Here is a 22,287-nt window from a genome sequence, read left to right on the forward strand (position 1 = left end):
TCCTTTGGGGTAGTGTCGGTATTAGGCCTGAACCGGAACGTGTAAGAACGACAACAGCACGAACACTTCGGGTACGTATTCATTGGGCCGACGGTTGAAATCGATATGCAGCCCGCCTTCGGCATTATTCCAATGCGATTTACGCGTCAGAATACTGTGTAACAGCTGGCGTGACAAAAAACATTCGAGGAACGGCTCGGTCTTCTGGCGCGCGAAGCCGACCAACTTCGTATAGCCCTCGGTGGCGAAGTTGAAGGCGTAACCGAGTTTCTCGTCGATCGATAAATAAAGATTGTAATCGCGCTTCCAATCGAGCCGGCTCTGCACCCGCCAGACGTTCTGCCGCGCCTTCTCCATGAGCGCGTCGATCTCGGCGACATCGGTACACGACGCTTCCCAGTCGTACGGATACGGCACGTCCTTCAACGTCGCGGCGAATTCCATCAAATCCGCCGGCAACAGATGCCGTACCGGCAGTCCGCTGATGTTACCGCTGTCGACGTCGAGCAGCGTACCGCAATCGAGCTGTACCGGCCGAGTAGCGCCGCCGCCGTTCTTCATTGCCGCGTTGACCGCAGTGACGGCATCGCTGGCGGCGGCCAAGCCGATGTAAGGATTCTTTTGATACATGCGACCGACCACGGCGTACTCCGCCGCCGTCGGTGCCACCAACCGCGGCTTGACGATCTCGGTGATGCGTACGAAGTGATCGACATACTGCCGCTGCAGCCGTTTGGCTTCGCCGACCTTCTCCTCGGTGCTGAGATTGAGAAAACTCGCCGGATACGGTCCCGACGCCGAGTGCGGCATCAGCGCCAGATCGATTTTCGGATAGCGCGCGGCGATCGACTTGGCCGACGGTTCGTCCAGGTAGTTGTCATTGCAGTTGAGGATCGTATGCCCGTCCCACTCGATCATGATCGCGCTGTCGATCATGTTGCCAAAATCAGCCTTGGCGTACAGATTATTAACGAACTGGCCGAACAATGTGATGGTCGCGCCGCAGCTAAGCGTCGTCTGCTGATCGGGCGCGAGCGAAACGACGTTGTCGAAGCCGAACGCGCGCAACTTGCGTTCCAGCAACCGGCCCATGTAGTTCGGGACGATGAACGTGGCGTCGCGACGCGCGCCGACGAGCGCTTTGAAGTCGCAATGATCGGGATGGATGTGCGAAATATAGATGTAATCGCAATCGGCAATGCCGAACTTGGTCGGCCGCAATGGCGGAAAATGAAACCAACTGCCTTCGAACGCGCCTTGGGTGAGCCACAGGTCCATGCCGAGGACGGCGCCGTTGTGCTCCAGATAACAGCCTGTGTTGCTGATAAATTCAAGCTGCACAGTTCGCTCCTTCGTTTCCGTTCGTTGAATTTCGTCGTTGCCCGGCTAAGATAGCGATATTAATAGGTATAACCAAGCAGGCACCTCGAAACTAAAATGATCGATTCAGCACAATTCAAACTACGGCCGTTGGCGGAGCACGATCTCGAGCTCGTGCTGGCGTGGCGCAATTCCGAGCGCGTCCGCGCCAACATGTACACCGACCATGTCATCAGCCTCGACGAACACCGGCGCTGGTTCGAAAGGTTGCGCGATCACCCGACACCGGAAAAATATCTGATCTTCGAATCGGCCGAGCGTCCGCTCGGCTTCGTCTCGTTCACCCGCTTCAACGTCGCCAGCGACCTCTGTTACTGGGCATTCTACCTCGGCGAGACCGAGGTCCCGCGCGGCACCGGCGCGATCATGGAGTTCATGGCTATCGAATACGCCTTGCGCGAGCTCAAGCTTCGCAAGCTCTGCTGCGAGGTGTTCGTGTTCAACGCGCCGGTGATCAAGCTGCATCACAGATTCGGCTTCATCGAAGAAGGCCGGCTCAAAGAGCACATGCTCAAAGCCGGCAAATACGAGGACATCGTTTCGCTGGCGTTGTTCGAGCGCGACTGGGAAAACATTCGCCCTTCTTTATACAAGCTGTGCTTCCGCTGACCCACTAACCCGCGCCCTGCGCCGCCGGCTCACCCGCCATCTTGCGGAACGCCGGTGACGACGTGTACAGCTCGTCGAATTTACCGATGCCGCGCACGCAGCCCTGATCGAGAAACACGATGCGATCGCAACGCGCCGCCGCCGCCAGGCGGTGGGTGACAACGATCAACGTCTTGCTACCGGCGAGGCCGTTGATGGTGTCGTTGATCTCGCGCTCGGTAAATTGATCGAGCGACGACGTCGCTTCATCGAAGATAACGACGTCAGGATCGGAGTACAACGCCCGCGCGATCGACAACCGTTGGCGCTCACCGCCCGACAGCTTAACGCCGCGCTCGCCGACCTCAGTATCCAGCTCATCCTGTAACGCCCGCACCTTATCGGCTAAGCGCGCCAGCTCCAACACCGCCCAAATACGGCTATCGTCGATCGCGCCATCGGCAATACCGAAGGCGACGTTACGGCGCACGCTGTCGTCCAGCAAATAAGGGTGTTGCGGGACATAGCCGACGCGCCGGTCTAGATTGCCACCGTGACGCACGTCGAGACCGTCTACCACGACTTTGCCGGCATCCGACTGCAATAGCCCGAGCAACAGATCGGCGAGCGTGCTCTTACCGGCACCGGAATGACCGACGATGGCGACGCACTCGCCGCGCAATACTGTGAACGATACGTCCTGCAGGATCCACTTCTCCATGCCCGGATGGCGGTAGGAGACGTGTTCGAATTCGACGACCACGTTGCTGGTTGCATGACCTGCCACCACTGTCAGCGACGCTTCGTCGGCATCTTGGCGGGTCAGCTCCAAATCTTTGGACACCGCGTCCAACGCCGGCGTACAAAAACGCAAGCTATTGAGCGAGGACAGGATGCGGGTAACGGACGGCATGACGCGGATCGACGACAAGGCAAACACCGCCAGTAGCGGCACGATCTCGTGCACGTCGCCGCGCTGCCACAAAATCACACCGACGACCAACAGCAAGATCGTCACCGCCAGCGTCTCGACCACCAGCCGCGGCGTTTGATTCAGAAACGCGAACGCCTGAAACACGCGGGCGTAACCGGCGATGTTTTCGCCGAATACGTTGTTGAAATATTTCTCGGCGCGGAACGCCTTGACCTCCTTCAACGCCCCGAGCCCCTGATTCGCCCACTTTTGCGCCTGCCCGCCGAATTGGCGGCTCTGGTGACGGTAAGCGGAAATTTGCGCGCGGAAATAGCGCATGATCAGGAAACCGGCGAGGACCATCATGGCACTGACGATCAACGCCACCAGCGGGTCGATGTAGATCAGCAACGCCGCGATCATCACCGCGACGAATAGTTCGGCAATCACCATTAGCAACGGTTGCAGAAAGCCGTTAGCGACGCGCGGCACTTCGATGGTGACCGTGCGGATCAACTCGGCCGAGTTGCGATCGAGGTGCATGGCATACGGCGTCGCTAAGTAGCGCGCCAGCAGCGCCCGCGCCATCGACGCCTCCTTGTTGGCGATAAACTTGGTCTGCGCGTAGTACAGCATCGCCAACAGACAATTCTTGCCGACGAACATCAGCACCAGCCCGCCGGTCGCGGCGAGCATGAATTGCATGTCGCTGGTCATGCCGAGAAACGCGTAAATCTTGCTCAACACCGGCTGCTGGTGGATCACCGCCGGATTATTGAGGATACCGATGAACGGAATCAGCAAACCGATACCGAGCGCCTCGACCCAGGCGCCGACGAACATCAGCAACAACAGGCCGGCGATTTTGACCCGTTCCTTGCGCGTGAACAGATTTAGAACTTGCTGTACGGGTAGTTTCACAGGGGCTTTCGTCTACTTCTGCCAAATGCAAGGTTGTTCGTACGGCATAACGATCTTGATCGGCAGGCATCGGCGCAACGCCTCCGCGCCTTTCGACTTGGCGTCGTTCAGCGCCTGCCGCGCCTCCGCCAATATCGGCGCACGCTTCACGCGATAGCCGGTCTCCATGTTGCCGATGAACGACGCCACCGACACCACGTGCCCCGGCCGCAACTGGCGCGACACTAAATTGAATTGGCGGAACAGGTGCCGCACTACCTTTTCGGTCAGCGGATCTTCCTGCGGCGCGCGCTCGCCGGCGCTCTTCTCGAACAAACAATAGACGTATCCGGGATAACTCAAATCCTGCTTCGGCTTGAAGCCGGCGAGCCCGAGCAAGTTGACCAACGCATTCTTGGTAAACGAATGCGTATGAATGATCAGATTGGAAAACGAGGTGGTGCACTCGGAGAAGTAGTCCGGCACACCGATCATCAGCACGCCGTCATCCGCCAGAAACTCGCGCAGCATCGCGGCAACGGCGCGCGGATCGTACAGATGCTCGAACACGTGGTTTAGATAAATAAGATCGAACTTGCCGCCCAAGCCGCTCAAGTTAGCATGCACCTGCTCGCCTTCGACCGGGCTATTCAAGATCGGCGTCCCGAGCAGTTGGCTCGCGAACTTGGCGCGATGACGGCTCGGCTCGAGCCCGAATACCTGGTAACCCTTCTGCTTCAAATAAAACAACTGATCGCCATAACCGCAACCGACGTCGAGCACGCGGCCGCCGGCCTTGAGGTCGGCCCGCGTCAGAATTTTTTCGACCTTATTGCCGCGTGTCTTCATGAACGCATCGGCGTTCGCCGATTGCACTTGACCGGACGCGTCCCAATTTTCTGCGTAGTACTTGTGCTGCCACTCGTGCGACGGCAACAACTGGTGGAACACGACACCGGTCTTCGGGCAATGAACCAGCGACAGATAGCGCCGGCCGCTGGCGGTATAGACCTCGATCAGCGGTAGCAGCTTGGTGCCGGTTAACGGATAATCTTGATGCACCGGAAAGTCGGCGTCGACGAATACTTGCGAAAAATTTTCTGGACCGCTGTACCACAAGAAGTCGACTTCGAGCGGTTCGGAGACGGTAATGCCGGAGAACTGTACCTTCGAGCCCGGCTGCCAATGCCGTGCCTCAAACACGTCTTTTTCCATGAGCCGTCGTACTGCACGTACGGCCGGCCGTAAGAATTCTTTGGCGATATGCGCTGTGGAAGCCAAGTGTAACGACTCCTTAATAAATAATTAGGTATGACTGCTGCGCTTAAACGGCAACGGCGGATTACCGAACACCGCCCGCATCGACTCGGGCAAATGCTCGAGCTCGCGCCGATCGACGTCGATCGTCGTCAGCGCCTGTCCTGGGGTGTAGTAATAGGTGATGGAATCGCGCACGCGCGCCATCGGCTTACGACGAAGCCGATGGATGAGATTGGTGTCGAATACCATGGCGTCTCCCGCTTGGCCACGCCACTCGACTGTCGAGACCTTCATTGCCTCGACCTCGGCGTCTGACAGTCGGCTCTCTTCATATTCTTTCTTGCGATAATGCGCGCCGATGTGGGTACCAGGCACGAGCGAGAAATTGCTGTCGGCCTCAGCGACGTCGGAAAGATAAATCATCAATTTAACTTGGCGCCCGCGCGTATCGCGATGCCAATTGCTGGATGAGTAACCACTACTCTGGACCTCCGACATATCGGTCGGCGGGATCCGCCGTAGATCGATGTCTGACAAATAGGGCCGTCGCGCGAAGTAACGTTCGACGAGGGCGATGACCGCGGGATGCGCCGCGAGTCGCAATAGCGATGGGTCGAGGCGCAATGGATTCTCAATCCGCCAATACTTAACGCTATCACTCCAGCGCACATCGAGATCCGGACGCTGGCCGCCGATGGCTGCGTCGATCAACCCGCGCAGCTGCCCGACGCCGGCCGCATCAAGCAATCGTCCGACCGAGGTGTATCCATTAATACGTAGTTCAGCTATGCCTTTGGCCAATTCCGCTTCATCCCCTGGGAACCGAGGCTTATAGCGGAGACCTGGCGCGGTTAACACAGTATCTTCAATCACGACCCGACAACGCGAGACGATCTGCCTTAGTGTCATAACACCACCCTTCGCAACGACTTACTGATATCGATCATTGGCGAGCCAATACGACGTATAGATAATCGCCCTTGAACTCCCGCTCTAAAGCAATACGCCAATTCGCGTCCAACGCGGCATCGTCGAGCCCGGCGATTCGCCCGCGCCCCGAAGGCCGCCGATCACGCAACCACAGCGCGGCGTTACTTAACCCAAAACGATGAACACATTTAAGCGAGCGCACTTTCAACCCGGCATGGCGCGCGCACTCGGCGAGCGACTGTCGATCGAAATACCAACGATGAACCGTCCGATAAAAGAAGCTCGGATAATCGTCTGGCAACAACTCCATCATAATATCGTCGCGGTTCGGTGTGCTGATAATCAACTCGCCATCCGGCGCGAGCAACTCGCGCGCTTGTTCGAGGAATGCCCGTGGCTCAGCGACGTGCTCGATCACGCTAAACGAGAAACAAGCGTCGACTTTTCCACTCCACTGCACCACCGCCGCATCGAGACTCGCATGCACCGAGTAACCGCGGCTCTCCAGCGAACGATGGTAATGTTGCGCCGGCTCAACGGCGATGCCGTTTCGCGCTAGCCCCCTGACGTGGTCGAGGAAGGTACCGGCGGCGCAACCGACGTCGGCGACATTCTTGCCGCGCAATTGATGCGGAGGAAATACATTAAGGCGCTCGAGCTGTAGTGGATCATGCTCCGCGAAGTAACCATCGATCGAGGAATCGGCATTCACCAACAACCGATAGGCCGTCGTTTCGTAAAACTCCTCGCCCTTGCAACTCGCCTCGATCAGCCGTTCGACACCGCAACCACGGCAACGACCCACCAGCGTGTCGGGTGTAAGACTCCCGAACTTGCCATCGCGCACAGGTCCGAATCTGGCGACTTCCCACTTGTGATCGCGGCAAATCTCACAGGCGTCGAAATCAGGTTTTTGGCTCATAAATTACGTCGATATCCCAACCGCACTAGATTCATTGAGTCGATACCTTACCCATCAACGTTCCAAGAGAAAAATCCGCTTCAATCTGTTCCAACAACCGCTGTGCATAGCTGCGATCGTCGAAATGTATCGTGCGCCCGGCCTCGCGACGCACCTTATCGGTCGTGTCGCCATTGTGCAACGCGATCAGATAGTTCTCGAATTGCTCGCGCAATTGCCGCCGCTGGGTGCAAACGGTAAGCCAGCTTCGGCCCATGATCGCCTGTATATGTTCTGTGTTATTGGCCTCGGCGAAATTCCAGTCATTGACGTTATCGGAAAATGAAATACAAAACGCCGGTTTGCCGGCGATTGCGCCTTCGAGAATCATGGTGGAAAACGGCGACGCAACGCCGTTAACGGCGCCGATTAACGCCAAGTAATGCGCATCGCTTGTTGCATCCACGGCGGTAGCGACATCGAGCAATACGTTAGCCAGGCTCTTCGGATCAACGCTCTCAACCGAACGTCGCTCCCAGGCCCGCGGATGCGGTCGATAGACGATCCGGCAACCGGCAAACCTCGGCTGCGCCGCAATCTCACTCAACTCGCGCAGCACCGACAGTTCGTCGTACGGAACCGCAGTGCCGGCGAATAGGACCAACACCCCGTCGCGCGGATATCCGAGTGCACAACGGTACTCGTCTTGCATTTCCAACCGCAACTGTCGATATTTTTCAAACTGCGGTGCACCGACGACACACACGGCATTGCGATCTACTCCGTTTCGCCCAACGGCCAAGCTCGCCATATCGTCACCCCAAACATAGATGCGATCGGGCGCCACCCGCAGTAAACCCTTTTTGGAAAAATAGTCCCAGTGAGAAATAATCATTGCCGAACGAATACCGAGGCGCTGCGCGGAGCGCAGCACCATGTGCGAATAACTATCGAGCGCGGAGCCCGGCACGATAATAAGATCCGGTCGTAGCGTCTTGAGACAATTCAAGGCGGCCGCGTCATCGCGAAAAAAAATCTTGGCATCGCTGGCCGATACGACAGCAGCCAACAACGGATGCGCCAATAAATGATGCAACGCCCGGCCTATCGGCCGCAATTGCATGGCCTTGAAACTGGCGTTGGTCCGCAGGCGGTGGCGACGAAAGTGGCGAAATAACGCGTGGTACCACATGTGCGTATCTAAACGCTGGCGCCAACCGCGGAGGCTGGGAAGATCCAACACAGTTGCGTTGGGCGCTAATTCCGGCGGTACTTCCGGGCCCGCGATCAGCTTGATTTCGACGCGCTCCGCCAAGACTGTGAGCGCGCCGCTGTTCAGCAACGCATCAACGACACGTTCGGAAGGTACGACCACGGCGATTCGCGGGCGCTTGCTACCGGTGCGGCCGGGTAAGGCGTTCTTACCAACATCGATATTTTCGGCGGCAACGGTGATCGATTCGCTCATCTTACGCATCAGCCTCTCGCAACAGCATTATCCCGACGACGCCCTAACAGTTGATGTGCCGTTGCCAGCAATTGCGCGCGATCGCCGGCGAAATGAACCCATGGCGTGGCGTCGAATGTCGGCTCCAACTCCGTGGTGGCATCGAAATAGATCGCCGGTTTACCGACGTGATCCGCGACATAGGCCGGCGACGAATACGGAGCGACAATCGACAAATCGCTGCCTGCCAATAGCGCATATATATTCGTCCCGAACGGCACCAACTCGAAGGCACCCTCAGGCCCGGTCAGGCGTTCGATAAATTCGATATAGCGCCGATCGTGCAGCGCGTGATAACTACGTTTGTGTTTGAGTAACAACCGCACACGTCGACCGGTACTGGCTTGCAGCTCGCGGCCAGCGGCTGCGATCTCTTCGATAAACCGAATCATGTTAGCGGTCGCGTAATAGTTGTAGATCAGGCCGATACGGCGCGTGAAGTCTTCGCGCAACGGTGTCACATCGAACACGACGATTCGGATCTCATTGTCGGCCCGCGGTTGCGCCGGTTTCGATAGATACCAAAGGATCGGTCCGCATGCATGCAGCTCGCCGGTGACGCCGAGACGGCACAAATAGTCGGCGCAAGCCGAGGTCCATAGCCAATGCGTGTCGACCAGCAGATGCCGATAATTCGGCAAGTCCGAGCGCAAACCATCGGCCCGGAACACGAACGGCATTATGTTCTGCGAGTACCAAATCATGTGGGTCTCGAACCGCCGACGCTCGCGTTCGCGCATCCATAACGGTTGCCGTGCGTACGCCGAATTGGTGATGACCACTGCGTTCAATCGCTGCGACCGATCGAATGCGCGCACCAGCTCGATCTCCGCGGCATCACGTGCCAACGTTGCCAAGAGTGGCCGACGGATCACGGCGGCGCAAAAACGAACGAGCATCAACGTCTGGCACAGAACCAATCGGATCCGACCGCGCACGCCCAATGGAATTGTCCGCGCCGCATTGATCAGCGGAAAACGACCGTATTGCAAACGCGTCGGATCCGACGAGCGAATCGGCACCAACGATTGCACGATAAGCCGGTCGGCAGACACGAGCGGTTGGATGGGACCGGAGCGGCAGTAGGCGGCAAAGCGCGCGTCCGACCCCTCCTCTTGCAGACCTTCGGCGCCGATACCAAAAATCAGCGTCGCCGACCGCGGATCTTTTCCTTGACGGCGAAAACCGCCGATGACGGCGTGCCACAGCAGCAATGCCCAGTGCACGGCAAACTCTCCCAGCGAACGCACGATCAATCCCGCGGTGGCGCCGACCGCGCCCGATTGAAGTTTGAAACGAAGTCCGCCCCAAGACGCCGATTCATGTGTTTCCGGAATCGGAGCGCGACCTTGCTCAATACGGTCAACACAGGCGGTGACGAACGGATTCAGCGCCAGTTCAACCACCCGCTGCGCCAGTCGAGCTGCAATCGTATCGGCGCTGTAACCGAATGCGCCACGATGATGCGTCGTCAGATGCGCTTGTACACGATGTGCGATCGCATCGAACGCCCGCAGTGCATGCGGTGTGTGAAATTTAGGCGCCATTTATCGTGATTGCGCCCGGCGCGCAACCAACATGCGCACTACCGCTGGCTGGCCGTCCCGCTGATAGCGGTCGGCCACATCTTTCTCAAGAACATAACCGGCTTTCATAAATGCCTTCCACGAAGAAACGTTGTCGACATAAGTGCCTGCCAAAATCGACTGTATGCCAAGCCTATCGAACGCCCATTGCGTCACGGAACCAATCGCCGCCGCACCTATTGCTTGCCCCCAGACACGTTTGTCAAAAACACAAATGCCGATATCAGCCGTTCGATCCGTCAGATTGACGTGATGCAACCGTACGGTACCGCAATGACGCGCGCTGTTCTTATGAAAGATGCCGAACAACACCGCGTCCGGCGCCAGCTCGTCGATGCGCACGAATGCGCGGACGGTGTCATCGGTCTGCGTCTTTTGGCGCACCGCGACCATGTATCGATTGACTTCGGGATCGTTGAGCCCGTCGATGTAGCCGGCATGTACGTCATCGACCGTCAGCGACCAAAGATACCCCTGCGGGATATTCAGCGTCACGCCGCGTTTGAATACCGGCGTCAGTAACCTGCCGCTACCCATAGAACTCATGTCAAAACATCCCACGATACTGGTGTGCCGCGGGTTACGGCCTGCTTCAGCGTGCGGCCAATGACGGCAGCGCGAAATTTCGGCGGTAGGCCGTCGCCCGGCCGCAACGCCTGTACGTCGTTTTCCCTCACCGTTGCGCCGGCGGCAAGATCGCGAATGAAAAACAGCGAGCGCCGGTAACGGCGGTAAGAGCTTTCGAGCTCGCCGTGCACATACGTCACTTCGCCGAGTGCCGCGTGCGCCATGCGTGTTTCAGTGACAAGTTGCGCGAGCTCGGCCGGCTCGAGCGAGAACGACGAATCGACGCCGCCATCGGCGCGCGCCAGTGTGAAATGTTTTTCGATGAAGGCCGCGCCGAGCGCGGTCGCAGCAACCGATACCCCAGTGCCCATCGTATGATCGGACAAACCGGTGACAACATCGAACGCCTGCGCCAGGTGCGCAATAGTGCGTAAGTTGATCATCTCCGCCGGCGCCGGGTAAGCGCTGGTGCACTTGAGCAGGATCAGTCCCTGCACGTTAGCGTCTTTCGCCGCCTGCACTGCTTCTGAAATCTCGGTCAGTGACGCCATACCGGTGGACATGATCACCGGCTTGCCGGTGGCGGCACAGCGCCGGATCAAATCAAGATCGACCAGTTCGAACGAGGCGATCTTATATGCCGGCGCGTCGAGACGCTCCAACAGCTCGACCGCGGCGTTATCGAACGGCGAGCTGAAGATAGTGATGCCGAGTTTGCGGCCGTAGTCGAACAATGGTTCGTGCCATTCCCACGGCGTCATCGCTTTGCGATACAGCTCGTAGAGATGCTCACCGTCCCACGGGTTCTTGCCCTTCACTTTGAAACGCGGGTGATCGACATCGAGCGTCATCGTGTCGGGCGTATAGGTTTGCAACTTCACGGCATCGGCGCCGGCAACGTGCGCCGCGCGGATAATCTCCAAGGCGCGGTCCAACGAGCCGTTATGATTGGCCGACATCTCGGCGACGATGTATGGCGGATGCCCGTTGCCACAGGGCCGGCCGGCGATATGTACGACGCTCATTGCGGTGACTGTCTCAGTCGATCGGTCTTACGGTCGGAGAATCGTTCGAGCAGCGCGCTGACCGCGAGCGGCTGGCCGGTGGTGCTGAATCCATCCATGATCTGTATCGCGCGCTGACTCATGGCCATTAGTTTTTTTGGATGACGAATGGCGTCGTCGATATCGGCGGCCAGGGCGTCGACAGTCAACTTGTCCGCCCAACCTAAATAGCGCAGCGCACCGATATTGCCGGTCTCGCGCGTCGATCGTTCCTGGTTATGAGCGAACACCACCGTCAACGTTGGCAATCCCAACAGGCAACGCTCCCACATGGTGGCACCGCCGGCGCCGATACCGAGATCGGCCGCCGCCATCAACTGGGCCATGTTGTCGGCTTGCACGTGCAGCCGCAGATTGCGCTGCGGCGCGCATAACACTTCAATCATGCGGCGATGCGGGTTGGTCGCGCCGATCACGACATCCGCCGTGATATCGCTACGCCCGGCCTTCGCCAGCGCCGCGATCGCCTTGGCGGTGATGTTCTGCGGATCGGCGCCGCCAAAAAAAATCAAAATATTTTTGACCGAGCCGTCGCGCGATCGTAGTCGTTGACGCACTTCGCGAAACTCCCGGCGCAACAACGCGTAACGCGGACCGAGCAGCTTCAGGCAATTCACCGGCAAGCAATCGTTATAACGCTGTGCCATTGCGTCGTAATAATTCTGGTCCAGTAAAATATCGCAATCATGGGGCCGATCCGCGAGATCGTCGATTGCCATGATGCCGTTGACGTAACGCCGCAGCACCGACTCCCAGCGCACATCGAGCGCGTAGTGGTCGACGACCAAACCGTTGAACGTTTTACCGTTGAGTATTGCCGCCGTTTCCGCCGCATCCGCCTGCCAGGCGCGTGCAGTTGCCGACATTTCCTGAACCGCGTAGCCACGAGTGCGAATCAGGTCGGACAGATTCCCCGGTAACGTCCGGCAGGCGAAACTAGCATTTGCACCGGCCTCGCGCAGTCCATCGGCCAACGTCAAACAACGCATCGCGTGGCCAGTGCCGATTTCGAGCGAGGCATCAACGCGAATCAGGACGTTCAACGGCACGCGCTAAATCTTCTTGCGAAACACCGGCCGTACCGACCGGCCGATCAACAGTCCGTCGCAGCTACCCTTTTCGATCGCTTGGCCATAAACCTGGCACGCCCGATCGAATGCGGCGACCACCTGATCGAGCTCGGCCTGCTGATGCGACCAGGTCGGATAGAACACGCCCTGGAACAGCACGCCGTGCGCAATCATTTCTTGCATCATCAACGTGCGGAAAGTGTCATCGGCATTGCCTTGCGGGTTGCGACAAACGAGCGCTAACAGACACGGGTCGCCGATGAGGCTCAAGTAACGCGTCAGCCCGTGGCGCGTCACGACTTCGTTCAAGCGCTGTTGCCACGAGCGACCGCGCGCCCAATTGTCCTTGATCATGTCGTGCCGCTGGAACTCAGCGATGGTGGCGATGAGCGCCGCCAGACCGATGGTCTCGGCGCCGTGCGTGGTCGAGATCAAAAATAATTTGTCGTCACCTTCGCGGCGAATGCCGCCGAGCTCCATGATGTCGGCGCGACCGGTGAGCGCACACGCGGAAAAGCCGTTGGCGATGCCTTTGCCCCAGGTAGCGAGATCGGGCCGCACGCCGAAATAATCCTGCGCGCCTTTCAGCCCCCACTTAAAGCCGGAGATCATTTCGTCGAGGATGTAGACCACGCCGTGTTTGCGGCAGAGCTCGCCGGTCTTGCGCAGAAAATCGTCGCGCGGCGCGTCGAACTTCACCGGCTCCATGATTAGGCAGGCGATGTCGTGCTTCGGATCGGCGAACAACGCCTCGACCGACGTCAAGTCGTTGTAGCTGAAACACGCCGTCAGTTCGCGCGTTTCTTCCGGAATACCGCGGTCACACGCAGTGGTGACGATGAACCAATCGTCGTAGCTGAAAAAATTGTGTTCGCGGCACAGCGCTACGCGATTACGGCCGGTATAGGCGCGCGCCAACTTGACCGCAGCGGTAGTAACCGTCGAGCCGTTCTTGGCGAATTTCACCATGTCGCCCGACTGCACTGTCTCCAAAAATTTGGCCGCAGCCTCGAGCTCGATCGTCGCCGGCCGCTGGAAGTTCGTGCCCTTGAATGCGGCGTCGCTGACGGCTTGCGCCACCGGCTCGTAGCCGTGGCCGATGCTGACCGAGGTCAGGCCCATACTGCAGTCGACATATTCGTTGCCGTCGACGTCCCAAACATGCGCACCTTTGCCGTGGGTGATGGCCGCGGGCGCATTGATCGGGAACTGATCGTCGCCCTTCGAATACGTATGCGCCCCGCCTGGCACGATGTCGTGAATACGTTGCGAGAACTGGCGCGAGCGATCGAATTGAGAAATGCGTTTCAGCGTCATGACGGGGTCAACCGATGTTCCAAGTGGGCTCCGGCACCACGAACGGTGCCACCAGCGCTTTCAAATCCGGACGCGAATCGAGAAAGGTGGCGATCTGCGCCACCGACACCAGCGGCATGGAGCTGCGACACGCCTTGGCGATCTCGCGGCAGACGATGAGGTCCTCGGGATAATCCACCGTCACCCGCAGGTCCATGCGCTGTTGGTCGACCGGCGGCAACACCACCTCGATCTTGAACTCGTCGACATGATGGCGCGCGTAGTTCGAACAAAACTCCGAGCGATCCTTGGCCGAGCCGTTGGCGTGCGAGCGCTCCAGCGCCGCCAGCGAATAGATTTCGAAATTGATACCTTCCGGCAGTCGATCGCAAACGGTGATGTCGTTGCCATTGCGCTTATGTCGCGTCCATACCTCGGTCAGCAAGTCATAGGCGAACCACGGGCACTCGGTGGTGACACGAAACACGTCGGTGGCGCGACCCATGCGGCCGCATTGAATCAGGCGCATCAATACATCTTGCGGATCACCCCAGATGTATCCGATACCGTACTCGTGCGCCTTATCGACGAAGATGTCGTTGGCCGCGCCTTCGGAAATACCAAGGACGATTTCGTCGATGATGCCGACGCGGCGGATAGCGGCGACGATCTGGTCGAGGATCGACGTGTTGTCGAGCAGATTTTGCAGCGGCTTGCCGAACAACCGGGAACCATTGTTGCGGCAAGCGAGCGCGGCGACGAGTCGGCGCATCGTTAGTCTCTCTTATTCTAAGTGCGATTCAAGAATTGCCGCACCTTCGGCGAGCGCGGTCTTGGTGCGTTTGCCGTACAGCTGACGCACGTCGCTCAGAAACGTCGCCGAGGCGGTACGCTTCAAGCCGACATGCTCGGGACGGATCACAGTACCGGCAGCTAACGGCTTCACCGCGACCACGTGCTTGCGAATAGCGTCGCGATAGCGGCGCTCGGCCTCATGCATGCCGAGATCCGGCCGCGTGCCGTCGACCGTGCCGATAGCAGTACCGCACTCGCGCATGCGCGCGGCGAACTCAGCGAACTCGGACGGATCGAGCGCTGATTCGTGGTCTTCGAATTTCATCAGGCGCGACAACGTGAGGTGCTTCTCGATAACGACGGCGCCGGCACCAATCGCGACCGCCGGTAGCGCCGTGCACGCCGCGGTTTCGATCGGCGCATGATCGTGGAAGCCTTGGCGCAGCGGCGCGTCAGCGTTGCCGGAACCGAAACGGCACGCGAAGTGGCCGATGCGCGCCAGCTGATTCGCCTCGAACGGCGTCGGATAACCTTGAAAGCCGTGCATCAACACGATCGGCTTCGGACCAATCGTTTCGATGGCTTCGGCTACCTCCTGCTCGACACAGCCGCCGACGGAGAGAATGACCTCCGGCAACTTCGCCTTAGCGACTTGTTGCAGCAGACCGATGTTCGACATATCGGTGCTGTGAATCTTGATGCCGGCGACACCGAGTGTCTGCGCCAGCGCCAGCCCGCGCACGCCGAAAACATCGAACAGCAATCCGATGTTGCGCTCACGCGTCTCTTGCGCGACTTCTTGCCAAGCGCTATCCGGCATTTCCAGCGAGCGGAACAAATCGAAGTAGCGATAGTCCGGCGTCGCCAACTCGTCGGCGTAGACCAATTGAAACTTAATGCCATCGGCGCCGGCGGCGGCAGCCGCGCGGACCAGCAATAACGTTTGCGGCAGCTTGCCCTCGAAGCCCTGGGCTGCCTCCGCCAAAATTTTTATCTGACTCATCAGCTCTCCGTCATCAGGCGATCTGCCAACGGGACGGATTGATCAATCCTTCGTCAGCGATCGTGAATTCGTCAAAAAACGTGTAATCGGGAAGCGGTTGCGCCAATGCATCGACGATCTGCACCAGCTCGACCTGCGAAGTCACACCAACCAAGGCGATGTCGACCTCGGGAACCGACGCCACGAACGCGAGCGCACCTTGCAAACGCGATAAGCCGGCGTCGGCAAGCGCGCGGAAGTACGCACGTAGCCGGTCACGGTAGGGATCGAAGTAGCGATGGATCTTTGCGTCATCCATCAGCAACAGGCCCTGCAGGAACGCGGAACGCGCATGAACCTCGACACCCGCCCGCTGCAATGCGGCTAAATGCCCGCCACTGATAAATCGGCGGTCACAAACATTCAGCGGTAACTGCACGAGATCGACTGGGTAGCGCTCGAGCACATCGTCGAGCTGGCGCGTGTCGTACACCGATACGCCGATCTTTGCTACCTGCCCGCTGGCGCGAAGCCGCAGCATCTCCGCGTGCAACGCTTCGCCGCCGTCTACCAACAAGTCGTCGGCATGGTGCACTAATAAACCGTAGACCTGCTCCGCGCCGAGGCGCGTGAGCGACTGCTCGAAACCGACGCGCAACGCGTGCGCATCGTGGTCCGTCAACCGTGCCGTTCGAAACTGCAGCGTCTTGGTGACGACACGGAAGTGCTGATCGGGTGGAATCGTTCGACCCAATACGGCTTCGCTATCGCCATAGAGATTGGCCGTATCCAACACGGAAATTTCCGCGCGCCCGGCGGTTGCAAGAATTTTTTCAACTTCCGCTTCCGGCACCCGACCACCGGCGTTAGATACACCGTAGTCCAAACCGAACTGAACGGTACCGAGACCGAGCTTCACTGCGTCAACGCCGCCAGGCGGTCGATAATCGACCGTTGTTGTTCGGCGGTTAGCCCGAAATAAAGTGGGATACTGAGCGCCTCGCGGTAGTACTGCTCGGTCGCTGCCAGGTCGTCGGTCGGCTGGCCGGCACGACGATAATAAGGATGAAAATGCACCGGAATGTAGTGCACCTGCGAGCCGATTCCGTGTTCCGCCAGCTGCCACATCAATTTTGCACGCGACGTCTTCAACGCCGCGAAATCGATGCGCAGTACATATAGGTGATGCGAGCTGAGGTCGCGGCCGTGTGTTTGCCCGGGGCGGACGCCGCGCCACGAGCGGAACGTCTCATCATAGACACGCACCAGCTCGCGCCGGCGGGCAACAAACCGGTCGAGCTTGCGCATCTGCGACAGCGCCAGCGCGCTTTGAATATCGGTGATGCGATAGTTGTAGCCGAGTTCCTGCATCTCGTAATACCACGGGTTCGGCGCGCCGTCGGTGAACCCCAAGTCCTTACATAAGGTCGGATCGTCACCCTTGTTGATGCCGTGGCTACGTAAGCGAATCAAGCGGCGATAGTAGTTTTCGTTATTGGTAACGATCATTCCGCCTTCGCCGGCGGCGATGTGTTTGACCGGATGGAACGAGAACACCGTCATGTCCGAGTGCGCGCCGTTACCGACGCGGCCACCGTCCGGATAGCTCGCACCCAATGCATGCGACGCGTCTTCGATGACCACCGCCCGGTGTTGCTTCGCAACCGCGCGAATCGCCGGCATATCGCACGGCAAGCCGGCGAAGTGCACCGGCACGATCGCGCGTACACGCGACTGACCTTGGCAACGCAGCGCCAACGCCGTCGGCGACATATTAAGTGTCTGCGGATCGATATCGGCGAACTGCACGGTGGCACCAACGAAGGCGCCGCAATTGGCGCTGGCGACGAAGGTGTTGGGCGTCGTGATCAACGTATCACCAGGGCCGAGATCGGCGACCATGGCGGCGAGGTGTAACGCCGACGTGCCGCTCGACACCGCCACCGCGTAACGCGCACCGACATAGTCAGCCACCGCGCGCTCGAACTCGCCGACCTTGGGGCCCTGCGTGAGCGCGCCGTGGCGCAATACTTCGGCGACCGCCTGAATGTCGTCCTCGTCGATATAGTGCCGGCCGTAAGGGATCATAGTTCGATGGTTTCTTTTCTGAGGAGCTCGGCCAACTGCTCGCGCGTCATCCATACGGAATTGTGATCGCTGCTGTATTGGAAATCTTCCGGCACGATGCCGGCCTTGGTGTCGCGTAGATATGCCGCCCGGTCCCACCACGTCGCCGCCGGCTGGATCACGTAGTGATCGCTGAACTCGGCGGTATGCGCGGCGTCATCCTGCGTGATCATGACCTCGTGCAGCTTCTCGCCCGGACGAATGCCGATGATCTTGGTGCTGCACTCCGGCGCGACGACCTTCGCCACGTCCATGATGTTCATGCTGGGGATCTTCGGCACGAATATTTCGCCGCCATGCATGCGCTCAAGACTATCGATCACGAATTGCACGCCCTGTTTGAGCGTGATCCAAAAACGTGTCATGCGCGCATCGGTGATCGGCAACACGCCTTCCTTGCGCTTCTGCATGAAGAACGGAATGACGCTGCCGCGCGAGCCGATGACGTTACCGTAACGTACCACCGAGAAGTGCGTGCGGTGGCGGCCAGACAAGGCGTTGGCGGCGATGAACAATTTGTCCGAGCACAACTTAGTGGCGCCGTACAAATTCGCCGGGTTCGCCGCCTTGTCGGTACTCAAGGCGACCACGCGCTCGACGCCTTGATCGATACAGACGTCGATAACGTTCTCGGCGCCGATGATGTTGGTCTTAATCGCCTCCATCGGGTTGTATTCCGACGCCGGCACTTGTTTCATGGCGGCGGCGTGGATCACCACCTGCACGCCGTCGAACGCCCGGTACAGCCGGGTCTTGTCGCGCACATCGCCCAAAAAGTAACGCAGCAACGGCGATTGAATATGCTGCTGCATTTCAAATTGCTTCAGCTCATCGCGACTGAAAATCACCAAACGCGACGGCTGGTGATGGTCCAACACGTATTTGACGAAACGCTTACCGAACGAGCCGGTGGCGCCGGTAATCAAGACCGATTTTCCGTCCAAAATTGACATTTATATCTCCGCTACGACGTTCTTGAGTTCTGCTGCCCTACCCTGCTGTTCCTGTCGATAAAGCTCTTCAAAGAAAACTTCCAACTTGCCGATGTCGCGATTCAATAAACTACGAACCCGGGAATTGTCGAGCGACATATCGTGCGGTCGCGGCGCCGACAACTTGGATTGGTCGACCTTGCCGCGCGCAATCAGCGCCGTGCGCAAGCCGAAACGTTGCGCAAGTTGCTGGCCGAAATCGAATTTCGAAACCCGTTGATCGCCGACCATGTGATAGATGCCGCTGGCGTTCCGCGCCAACACGTCGTGCGCCGTCAACGCCAGGGTGTCGGCCAAGATCGGCGTGAAGTAAACGTCGTCAAACATGGTCAATGCTTGACCGAGCCGCAGGTTATTGATGATCCAATCGCTAAACGACTGGCGCCGCGCCGAGCCCCAACCGAAAAAATTGGTGCGGACAATCAATGCCTGCGGATGCGCCGTTTGCACCTGCTGCTCCGCTTGCAATTTGGTGCGCGCATAAACGTTCAACGGCCGCGGTGCATCGTGCTCGGTGACCAGCGGCTTGTCGCCGGGAAAAAAATGATCGGTTGAGATGTGCACAAGTTTGACGCCGCGCGCCTGCGTCGCCAGCGCCACGTTCGTGGCAACGTCGCGGTTCGTGTGCTCGGCTTCGCGCGGATGGCGCTCGCAACGATCGACACTGGCCATGCCGGCGGTATGGACGACAATATCCGGCGCCAGCACCTGCAATTGCTGGGTGAATGCCTCGGCCGATTGCAAATCGAGCGCGACCGCACGCGTGCCGGATAGCTGCACGGCGTGCCGATGCGTGCCGAGCACGACGTCGAACCGATCGCGAACCGCGCACGCCCAATTCAACGCGAGCAGGCCGCTACCGCCTGTTATTAACAAACGTTCCAACGCAGATCCAGACGAGTTATGACGCCAACGGTTAGTTCTTGTGCCGGTTATAGGCGTCTTCGAATCGGACGATATCGTCCTCTCCGAGATAGCTACCCGATTGTACTTCGATGATTTCCAGCGGAATGTTGCCTGGATTTTCCAGACGATGACGCGTGCCCAACGGAATGTAGGTCGATTGATTTTCCGTCAGTACAAAAGATTCGTCGCCGCGCGTTACCCGCGCCGTCCCTTTGACCACCACCCAATGCTCGGCGCGATGATAGTGCATCTGTAACGATAACGATGCTCGCGGTTTAACCACCAGTCGCTTCACTTGAAAGCGCGCACCGTCGTCGATACCCTCATAACTGCCCCACGGTCGAGACACGCAACGGTGCACCAAATGTTCCGTGCGCTTTTCGCGCTTGAGACGGTCGACGATGTCGCGCACGTTCTGCGATTGGCTCTTGTGCGCCACCAACACCGCATCGGCGGTCTCGATAACTATCACGTCTTCGAGGCCAACGGTCGCCACCAAACGGTGTTGCGCGATGACCAGCGCGTTGCGTGTCGAATGCGTCATAACGTCGCCTTGCGTTACATTGCCGTCGCCGTCCTGTTCGCTTACCTGCCACAACGCCGACCAGGCACCGATGTCGGACCAACCGGCATCCAACGGTACGACTGCGGCATGTTCGGTTTTTTCCATTACCGCGTAGTCGATCGAATCACTCGGACAGTCAGTGAACACTTGCCGGTCGACACGAAAAAAATCGGCGTCGCGCTTTCCCTGATCGTAGGCAGCGCGGCATGCGTTCAATATGTCCGGCCGGCGTTGCTCGATCTCTCGCAGCCACACGTCCGCGCGCATCAAAAAAATGCCGCTATTCCATAAATAGTCACCACTCGCAAGATACTTGCGCGCAGTGGCTTCATCCGGCTTCTCGACGAACTGCGCGACACGATTTTGGCGACCGCGACGGATGTAACCGTAACCGGTTTCCGGCGCCGTCGGTACCACGCCGAACGTCACCAACAAACCGCTCTCGGCCAACTGTGCGCCATGGCCAATGGCTTCGCGAAATGCCTCCGTGTTACCAATCACATGATCGGCCGGCATCAGCAACATCAACGCCTGCGGATCGCGCTTCAGCAACGACAATGCTGCCAGCGTTGCCGCCGGCGCCGTGTTGCGGCCTATCGGTTCTAAAATAATTTCTGCCGGTGTTTTGCCGAGCGCGCGCACTTGCTCGGCAACCAGAAATCGATGTTCCTCATTACACACCAATAGCGGCTCAGCGACGGCGCTACTCATACCGTCGACGCGCAACACCGTTTGCTGGAGTAACGTCTGATCGCCGGCCAGACTCAATAGCTGCTTCGGAAAATATTCACGTGACAACGGCCACAGGCGCGTGCCCGAGCCGCCGGAAAGCACGACGGGATGTATCGATAACATTCGTTAGACTTTGTAGTAGGCCCGGAACCATTCTACAAACTTTGCGATACCAACTTCGACTGGCGTATCGGGTCGGAAACCCACATCTTTTCCAAGCGCACTCGTGTCCGCGTATGTTGCAGGGACGTCGCCCGGCTGCATCGGCAACATATTCATCACCGCTTTTTTGCCAAGGCAATCTTCGAGTACGTGAATGTATTTCATCAGCTCGACCGGGCGGTTGTTGCCGATATTGTAAACACGATACGGCGCACGGCTGGTAGCGGAATCCGGATCATCGCCGGTCCAATTCGGATTCGGTTGCGCGGTGTGGTCCATCGTCCGCACAACGCCCTCGACGATGTCCTCAACGAACGTGAAGTCACGGATCATTTGACCGTTGTTGAATACATCGATCGGTTTACCGGCGATGATGCCGCGCGTGAACATGAACAGCGCCATGTCCGGACGACCCCAAGGACCATAGACGGTGAAGAACCTCAAACCAGTACACGGCAACCCATAAAGATGGGCGTAGGTATGCGCCATCAACTCATTGGCTTTCTTGGTGGCGGCGTACAGCGAGACCGGATGATCGACGTTGTCGTGCTCGGAGAACGGCAGCTTGGTGTTGGCGCCGTACACCGAGCTCGACGAGGCATACACCAAGTGCTTCACCTTCGAGTGCCGACAACCTTCGAGAATATTGCAAAAGCCGACGAGGTTGGCATCGATATAGGCATGCGGGTTTTCCAGCGAGTAACGCACGCCGGCCTGCGCCGCTAAATGCACGACCGCATCGAATTGATGACGCTTGAATAATTCCGGCATGCCAACGCGATCGGCAACATCCAGCTTGTCGAAGCTAAAACCTTTCTTGGCTTGTAACCGCGCCAGCCGCGCTTCCTTGAGGGATACTTCATAATAGTTATTGAGATTATCAATTCCGTGAACGCTGTCTCCCCGCTCCAGCAGCTTCAACGTTAGTGTCGAACCGATAAAGCCTGCTGCACCCGTTACTAGAACCTTCACGTTTTATCTCCTCATCGACTGCGCATCTGTAAATTTTACTATTCGAATCGACGAAGCGCTCCAAGCACGCTACCGCCCTGCAGGATGGTTAT

20 protein-coding genes are annotated in these 22,287 nt (G+C 58.5%); 1 reads left to right on the plus strand and 19 read right to left on the minus strand.

What is annotated here, in order from left to right; genetic code table 11:
• Positions 1-21: 21 nt before the first annotated feature.
• Entirely contained in the window at positions 22-1,341 is a 1,320-nt protein-coding gene (locus HY308_12260; GenBank protein ID MBI3899052.1) for an MBL fold metallo-hydrolase, read from the minus strand.
• A gap of 96 nt (positions 1,342-1,437) precedes the next feature.
• Here HY308_12260 and pseH point away from each other — a divergent pair, with 96 nt between their 5' ends.
• On the plus strand, positions 1,438-1,989 hold the full coding sequence (gene pseH / locus HY308_12265) for a UDP-4-amino-4,6-dideoxy-N-acetyl-beta-L-altrosamine N-acetyltransferase (protein MBI3899053.1): 552 nt from the start codon (positions 1,438-1,440) through the stop codon (positions 1,987-1,989).
• 4 nt (positions 1,990-1,993) lie between these two features.
• Here pseH and HY308_12270 read toward each other — a convergent pair whose 3' ends face one another.
• The 18 genes from HY308_12270 to HY308_12355 all read right to left on the minus strand — a co-directional run bounded on the left by HY308_12270 (position 1,994) and on the right by HY308_12355 (position 22,195).
• On the minus strand, positions 1,994-3,802 hold the full coding sequence (locus HY308_12270; protein MBI3899054.1) for an ABC transporter ATP-binding protein: 1,809 nt from the start codon (positions 3,800-3,802) through the stop codon (positions 1,994-1,996).
• Positions 3,803-3,814: 12 nt separating this feature from the next.
• Positions 3,815-5,062: a class I SAM-dependent methyltransferase gene (locus tag HY308_12275; GenBank protein MBI3899055.1), complete on the minus strand. Its 1,248-nt coding sequence runs from the start codon at positions 5,060-5,062 to the stop codon at positions 3,815-3,817.
• A gap of 24 nt (positions 5,063-5,086) precedes the next feature.
• On the minus strand, positions 5,087-5,842 hold the full coding sequence (locus tag HY308_12280; GenBank protein ID MBI3899056.1) for a phytanoyl-CoA dioxygenase family protein: 756 nt from the start codon (positions 5,840-5,842) through the stop codon (positions 5,087-5,089).
• A gap of 142 nt (positions 5,843-5,984) precedes the next feature.
• Complete coding sequence (locus HY308_12285) at positions 5,985-6,893, minus strand: class I SAM-dependent methyltransferase (protein MBI3899057.1); 909 nt, start codon at positions 6,891-6,893, stop codon at positions 5,985-5,987.
• Between the two features lie 31 nt (positions 6,894-6,924).
• Entirely contained in the window at positions 6,925-8,349 is a 1,425-nt protein-coding gene (locus tag HY308_12290) for a hypothetical protein (GenBank protein ID MBI3899058.1), read from the minus strand.
• Positions 8,349-9,926 (minus strand): polysaccharide biosynthesis PFTS motif protein, encoded by a 1,578-nt coding sequence (locus HY308_12295; GenBank protein MBI3899059.1) that lies wholly within the window; start codon positions 9,924-9,926, stop codon positions 8,349-8,351. The genes HY308_12290 and HY308_12295 overlap by 1 nt, the downstream gene beginning before the upstream one ends.
• Entirely contained in the window at positions 9,927-10,511 is a 585-nt protein-coding gene (locus HY308_12300) for a GNAT family N-acetyltransferase (protein MBI3899060.1), read from the minus strand.
• Complete coding sequence (gene pseI / locus HY308_12305) at positions 10,508-11,557, minus strand: pseudaminic acid synthase (protein MBI3899061.1); 1,050 nt, start codon at positions 11,555-11,557, stop codon at positions 10,508-10,510. Before pseI ends, HY308_12300 begins: the two co-directional genes overlap by 4 nt.
• Positions 11,554-12,639, minus strand: coding sequence for a UDP-2,4-diacetamido-2,4,6-trideoxy-beta-L-altropyranose hydrolase (gene pseG / locus HY308_12310; protein ID MBI3899062.1), 1,086 nt, complete (start codon positions 12,637-12,639; stop codon positions 11,554-11,556). Before pseG ends, pseI begins: the two co-directional genes overlap by 4 nt.
• A gap of 9 nt (positions 12,640-12,648) precedes the next feature.
• The gene (locus HY308_12315; protein ID MBI3899063.1) at positions 12,649-13,977 is read right to left on the minus strand and encodes a glutamate-1-semialdehyde 2,1-aminomutase; all 1,329 of its coding nucleotides are present in this window, start codon (positions 13,975-13,977) and stop codon (positions 12,649-12,651) included.
• Between the two features lie 13 nt (positions 13,978-13,990).
• Positions 13,991-14,734, minus strand: a complete 744-nt coding sequence (locus tag HY308_12320) for an acylneuraminate cytidylyltransferase (protein MBI3899064.1) — start codon at positions 14,732-14,734, stop codon at positions 13,991-13,993.
• 12 nt (positions 14,735-14,746) lie between these two features.
• A complete protein-coding gene (locus tag HY308_12325) occupies positions 14,747-15,760 on the minus strand; it encodes an N-acetylneuraminate synthase family protein (GenBank protein ID MBI3899065.1) in 1,014 nt (337 codons plus the stop codon).
• Between the two features lie 13 nt (positions 15,761-15,773).
• The gene (locus HY308_12330; protein MBI3899066.1) at positions 15,774-16,658 is read right to left on the minus strand and encodes an aldo/keto reductase; all 885 of its coding nucleotides are present in this window, start codon (positions 16,656-16,658) and stop codon (positions 15,774-15,776) included.
• Positions 16,655-17,827: a UDP-4-amino-4,6-dideoxy-N-acetyl-beta-L-altrosamine transaminase gene (gene pseC / locus HY308_12335; GenBank protein ID MBI3899067.1), complete on the minus strand. Its 1,173-nt coding sequence runs from the start codon at positions 17,825-17,827 to the stop codon at positions 16,655-16,657. Before pseC ends, HY308_12330 begins: the two co-directional genes overlap by 4 nt.
• Positions 17,824-18,819 carry a UDP-N-acetylglucosamine 4,6-dehydratase (inverting) gene (gene pseB, locus HY308_12340; GenBank protein ID MBI3899068.1) on the minus strand — a complete coding sequence of 332 codons (996 nt, stop codon included), beginning with the start codon at positions 18,817-18,819 and terminating at the stop codon, positions 17,824-17,826. The genes pseC and pseB overlap by 4 nt, the downstream gene beginning before the upstream one ends.
• Positions 18,820-19,743: an SDR family oxidoreductase gene (locus HY308_12345; GenBank protein ID MBI3899069.1), complete on the minus strand. Its 924-nt coding sequence runs from the start codon at positions 19,741-19,743 to the stop codon at positions 18,820-18,822.
• Positions 19,744-19,774: 31 nt separating this feature from the next.
• Positions 19,775-21,184, minus strand: coding sequence for a mannose-1-phosphate guanylyltransferase/mannose-6-phosphate isomerase (locus HY308_12350; protein MBI3899070.1), 1,410 nt, complete (start codon positions 21,182-21,184; stop codon positions 19,775-19,777).
• 3 nt (positions 21,185-21,187) lie between these two features.
• A complete protein-coding gene (locus HY308_12355) occupies positions 21,188-22,195 on the minus strand; it encodes an NAD-dependent epimerase (protein ID MBI3899071.1) in 1,008 nt (335 codons plus the stop codon).
• Positions 22,196-22,287: the final 92 nt, after the last annotated feature.

The organism is Gammaproteobacteria bacterium (assembly GCA_016199745.1).
GTDB lineage: Bacteria > Pseudomonadota > Gammaproteobacteria > Acidiferrobacterales > Sulfurifustaceae > JACQFZ01.

What these genes read in the sequence shown, in the direction of transcription:
- HY308_12285 (MBI3899057.1), bottom strand. Translation starts at nt 6,893, where the DNA reads ATGAGCCAAAAACCTGATTTCGACGCCTGTGAGATTTGCCGCGATCAC.
- pseC (MBI3899067.1), bottom strand. Translation starts at nt 17,827, where the DNA reads ATGATCCCTTACGGCCGGCACTATATCGACGAGGACGACATTCAGGCG.
- HY308_12300 (MBI3899060.1), bottom strand. Translation starts at nt 10,511, where the DNA reads ATGAGTTCTATGGGTAGCGGCAGGTTACTGACGCCGGTATTCAAACGC.
- HY308_12320 (MBI3899064.1), bottom strand. Translation starts at nt 14,734, where the DNA reads ATGCGCCGACTCGTCGCCGCGCTCGCTTGCCGCAACAATGGTTCCCGG.
- HY308_12350 (MBI3899070.1), bottom strand. Translation starts at nt 21,184, where the DNA reads ATGTTATCGATACATCCCGTCGTGCTTTCCGGCGGCTCGGGCACGCGC.
- HY308_12325 (MBI3899065.1), bottom strand. Translation starts at nt 15,760, where the DNA reads ATGAGTCAGATAAAAATTTTGGCGGAGGCAGCCCAGGGCTTCGAGGGC.
- pseB (MBI3899068.1), bottom strand. Translation starts at nt 18,819, where the DNA reads ATGTCAATTTTGGACGGAAAATCGGTCTTGATTACCGGCGCCACCGGC.
- HY308_12290 (MBI3899058.1), bottom strand. Translation starts at nt 8,349, where the DNA reads ATGCGTAAGATGAGCGAATCGATCACCGTTGCCGCCGAAAATATCGAT.
- pseI (MBI3899061.1), bottom strand. Translation starts at nt 11,557, where the DNA reads ATGAGCGTCGTACATATCGCCGGCCGGCCCTGTGGCAACGGGCATCCG.
- pseH (MBI3899053.1), top strand. Translation starts at nt 1,438, where the DNA reads ATGATCGATTCAGCACAATTCAAACTACGGCCGTTGGCGGAGCACGAT.
- HY308_12295 (MBI3899059.1), bottom strand. Translation starts at nt 9,926, where the DNA reads ATGGCGCCTAAATTTCACACACCGCATGCACTGCGGGCGTTCGATGCG.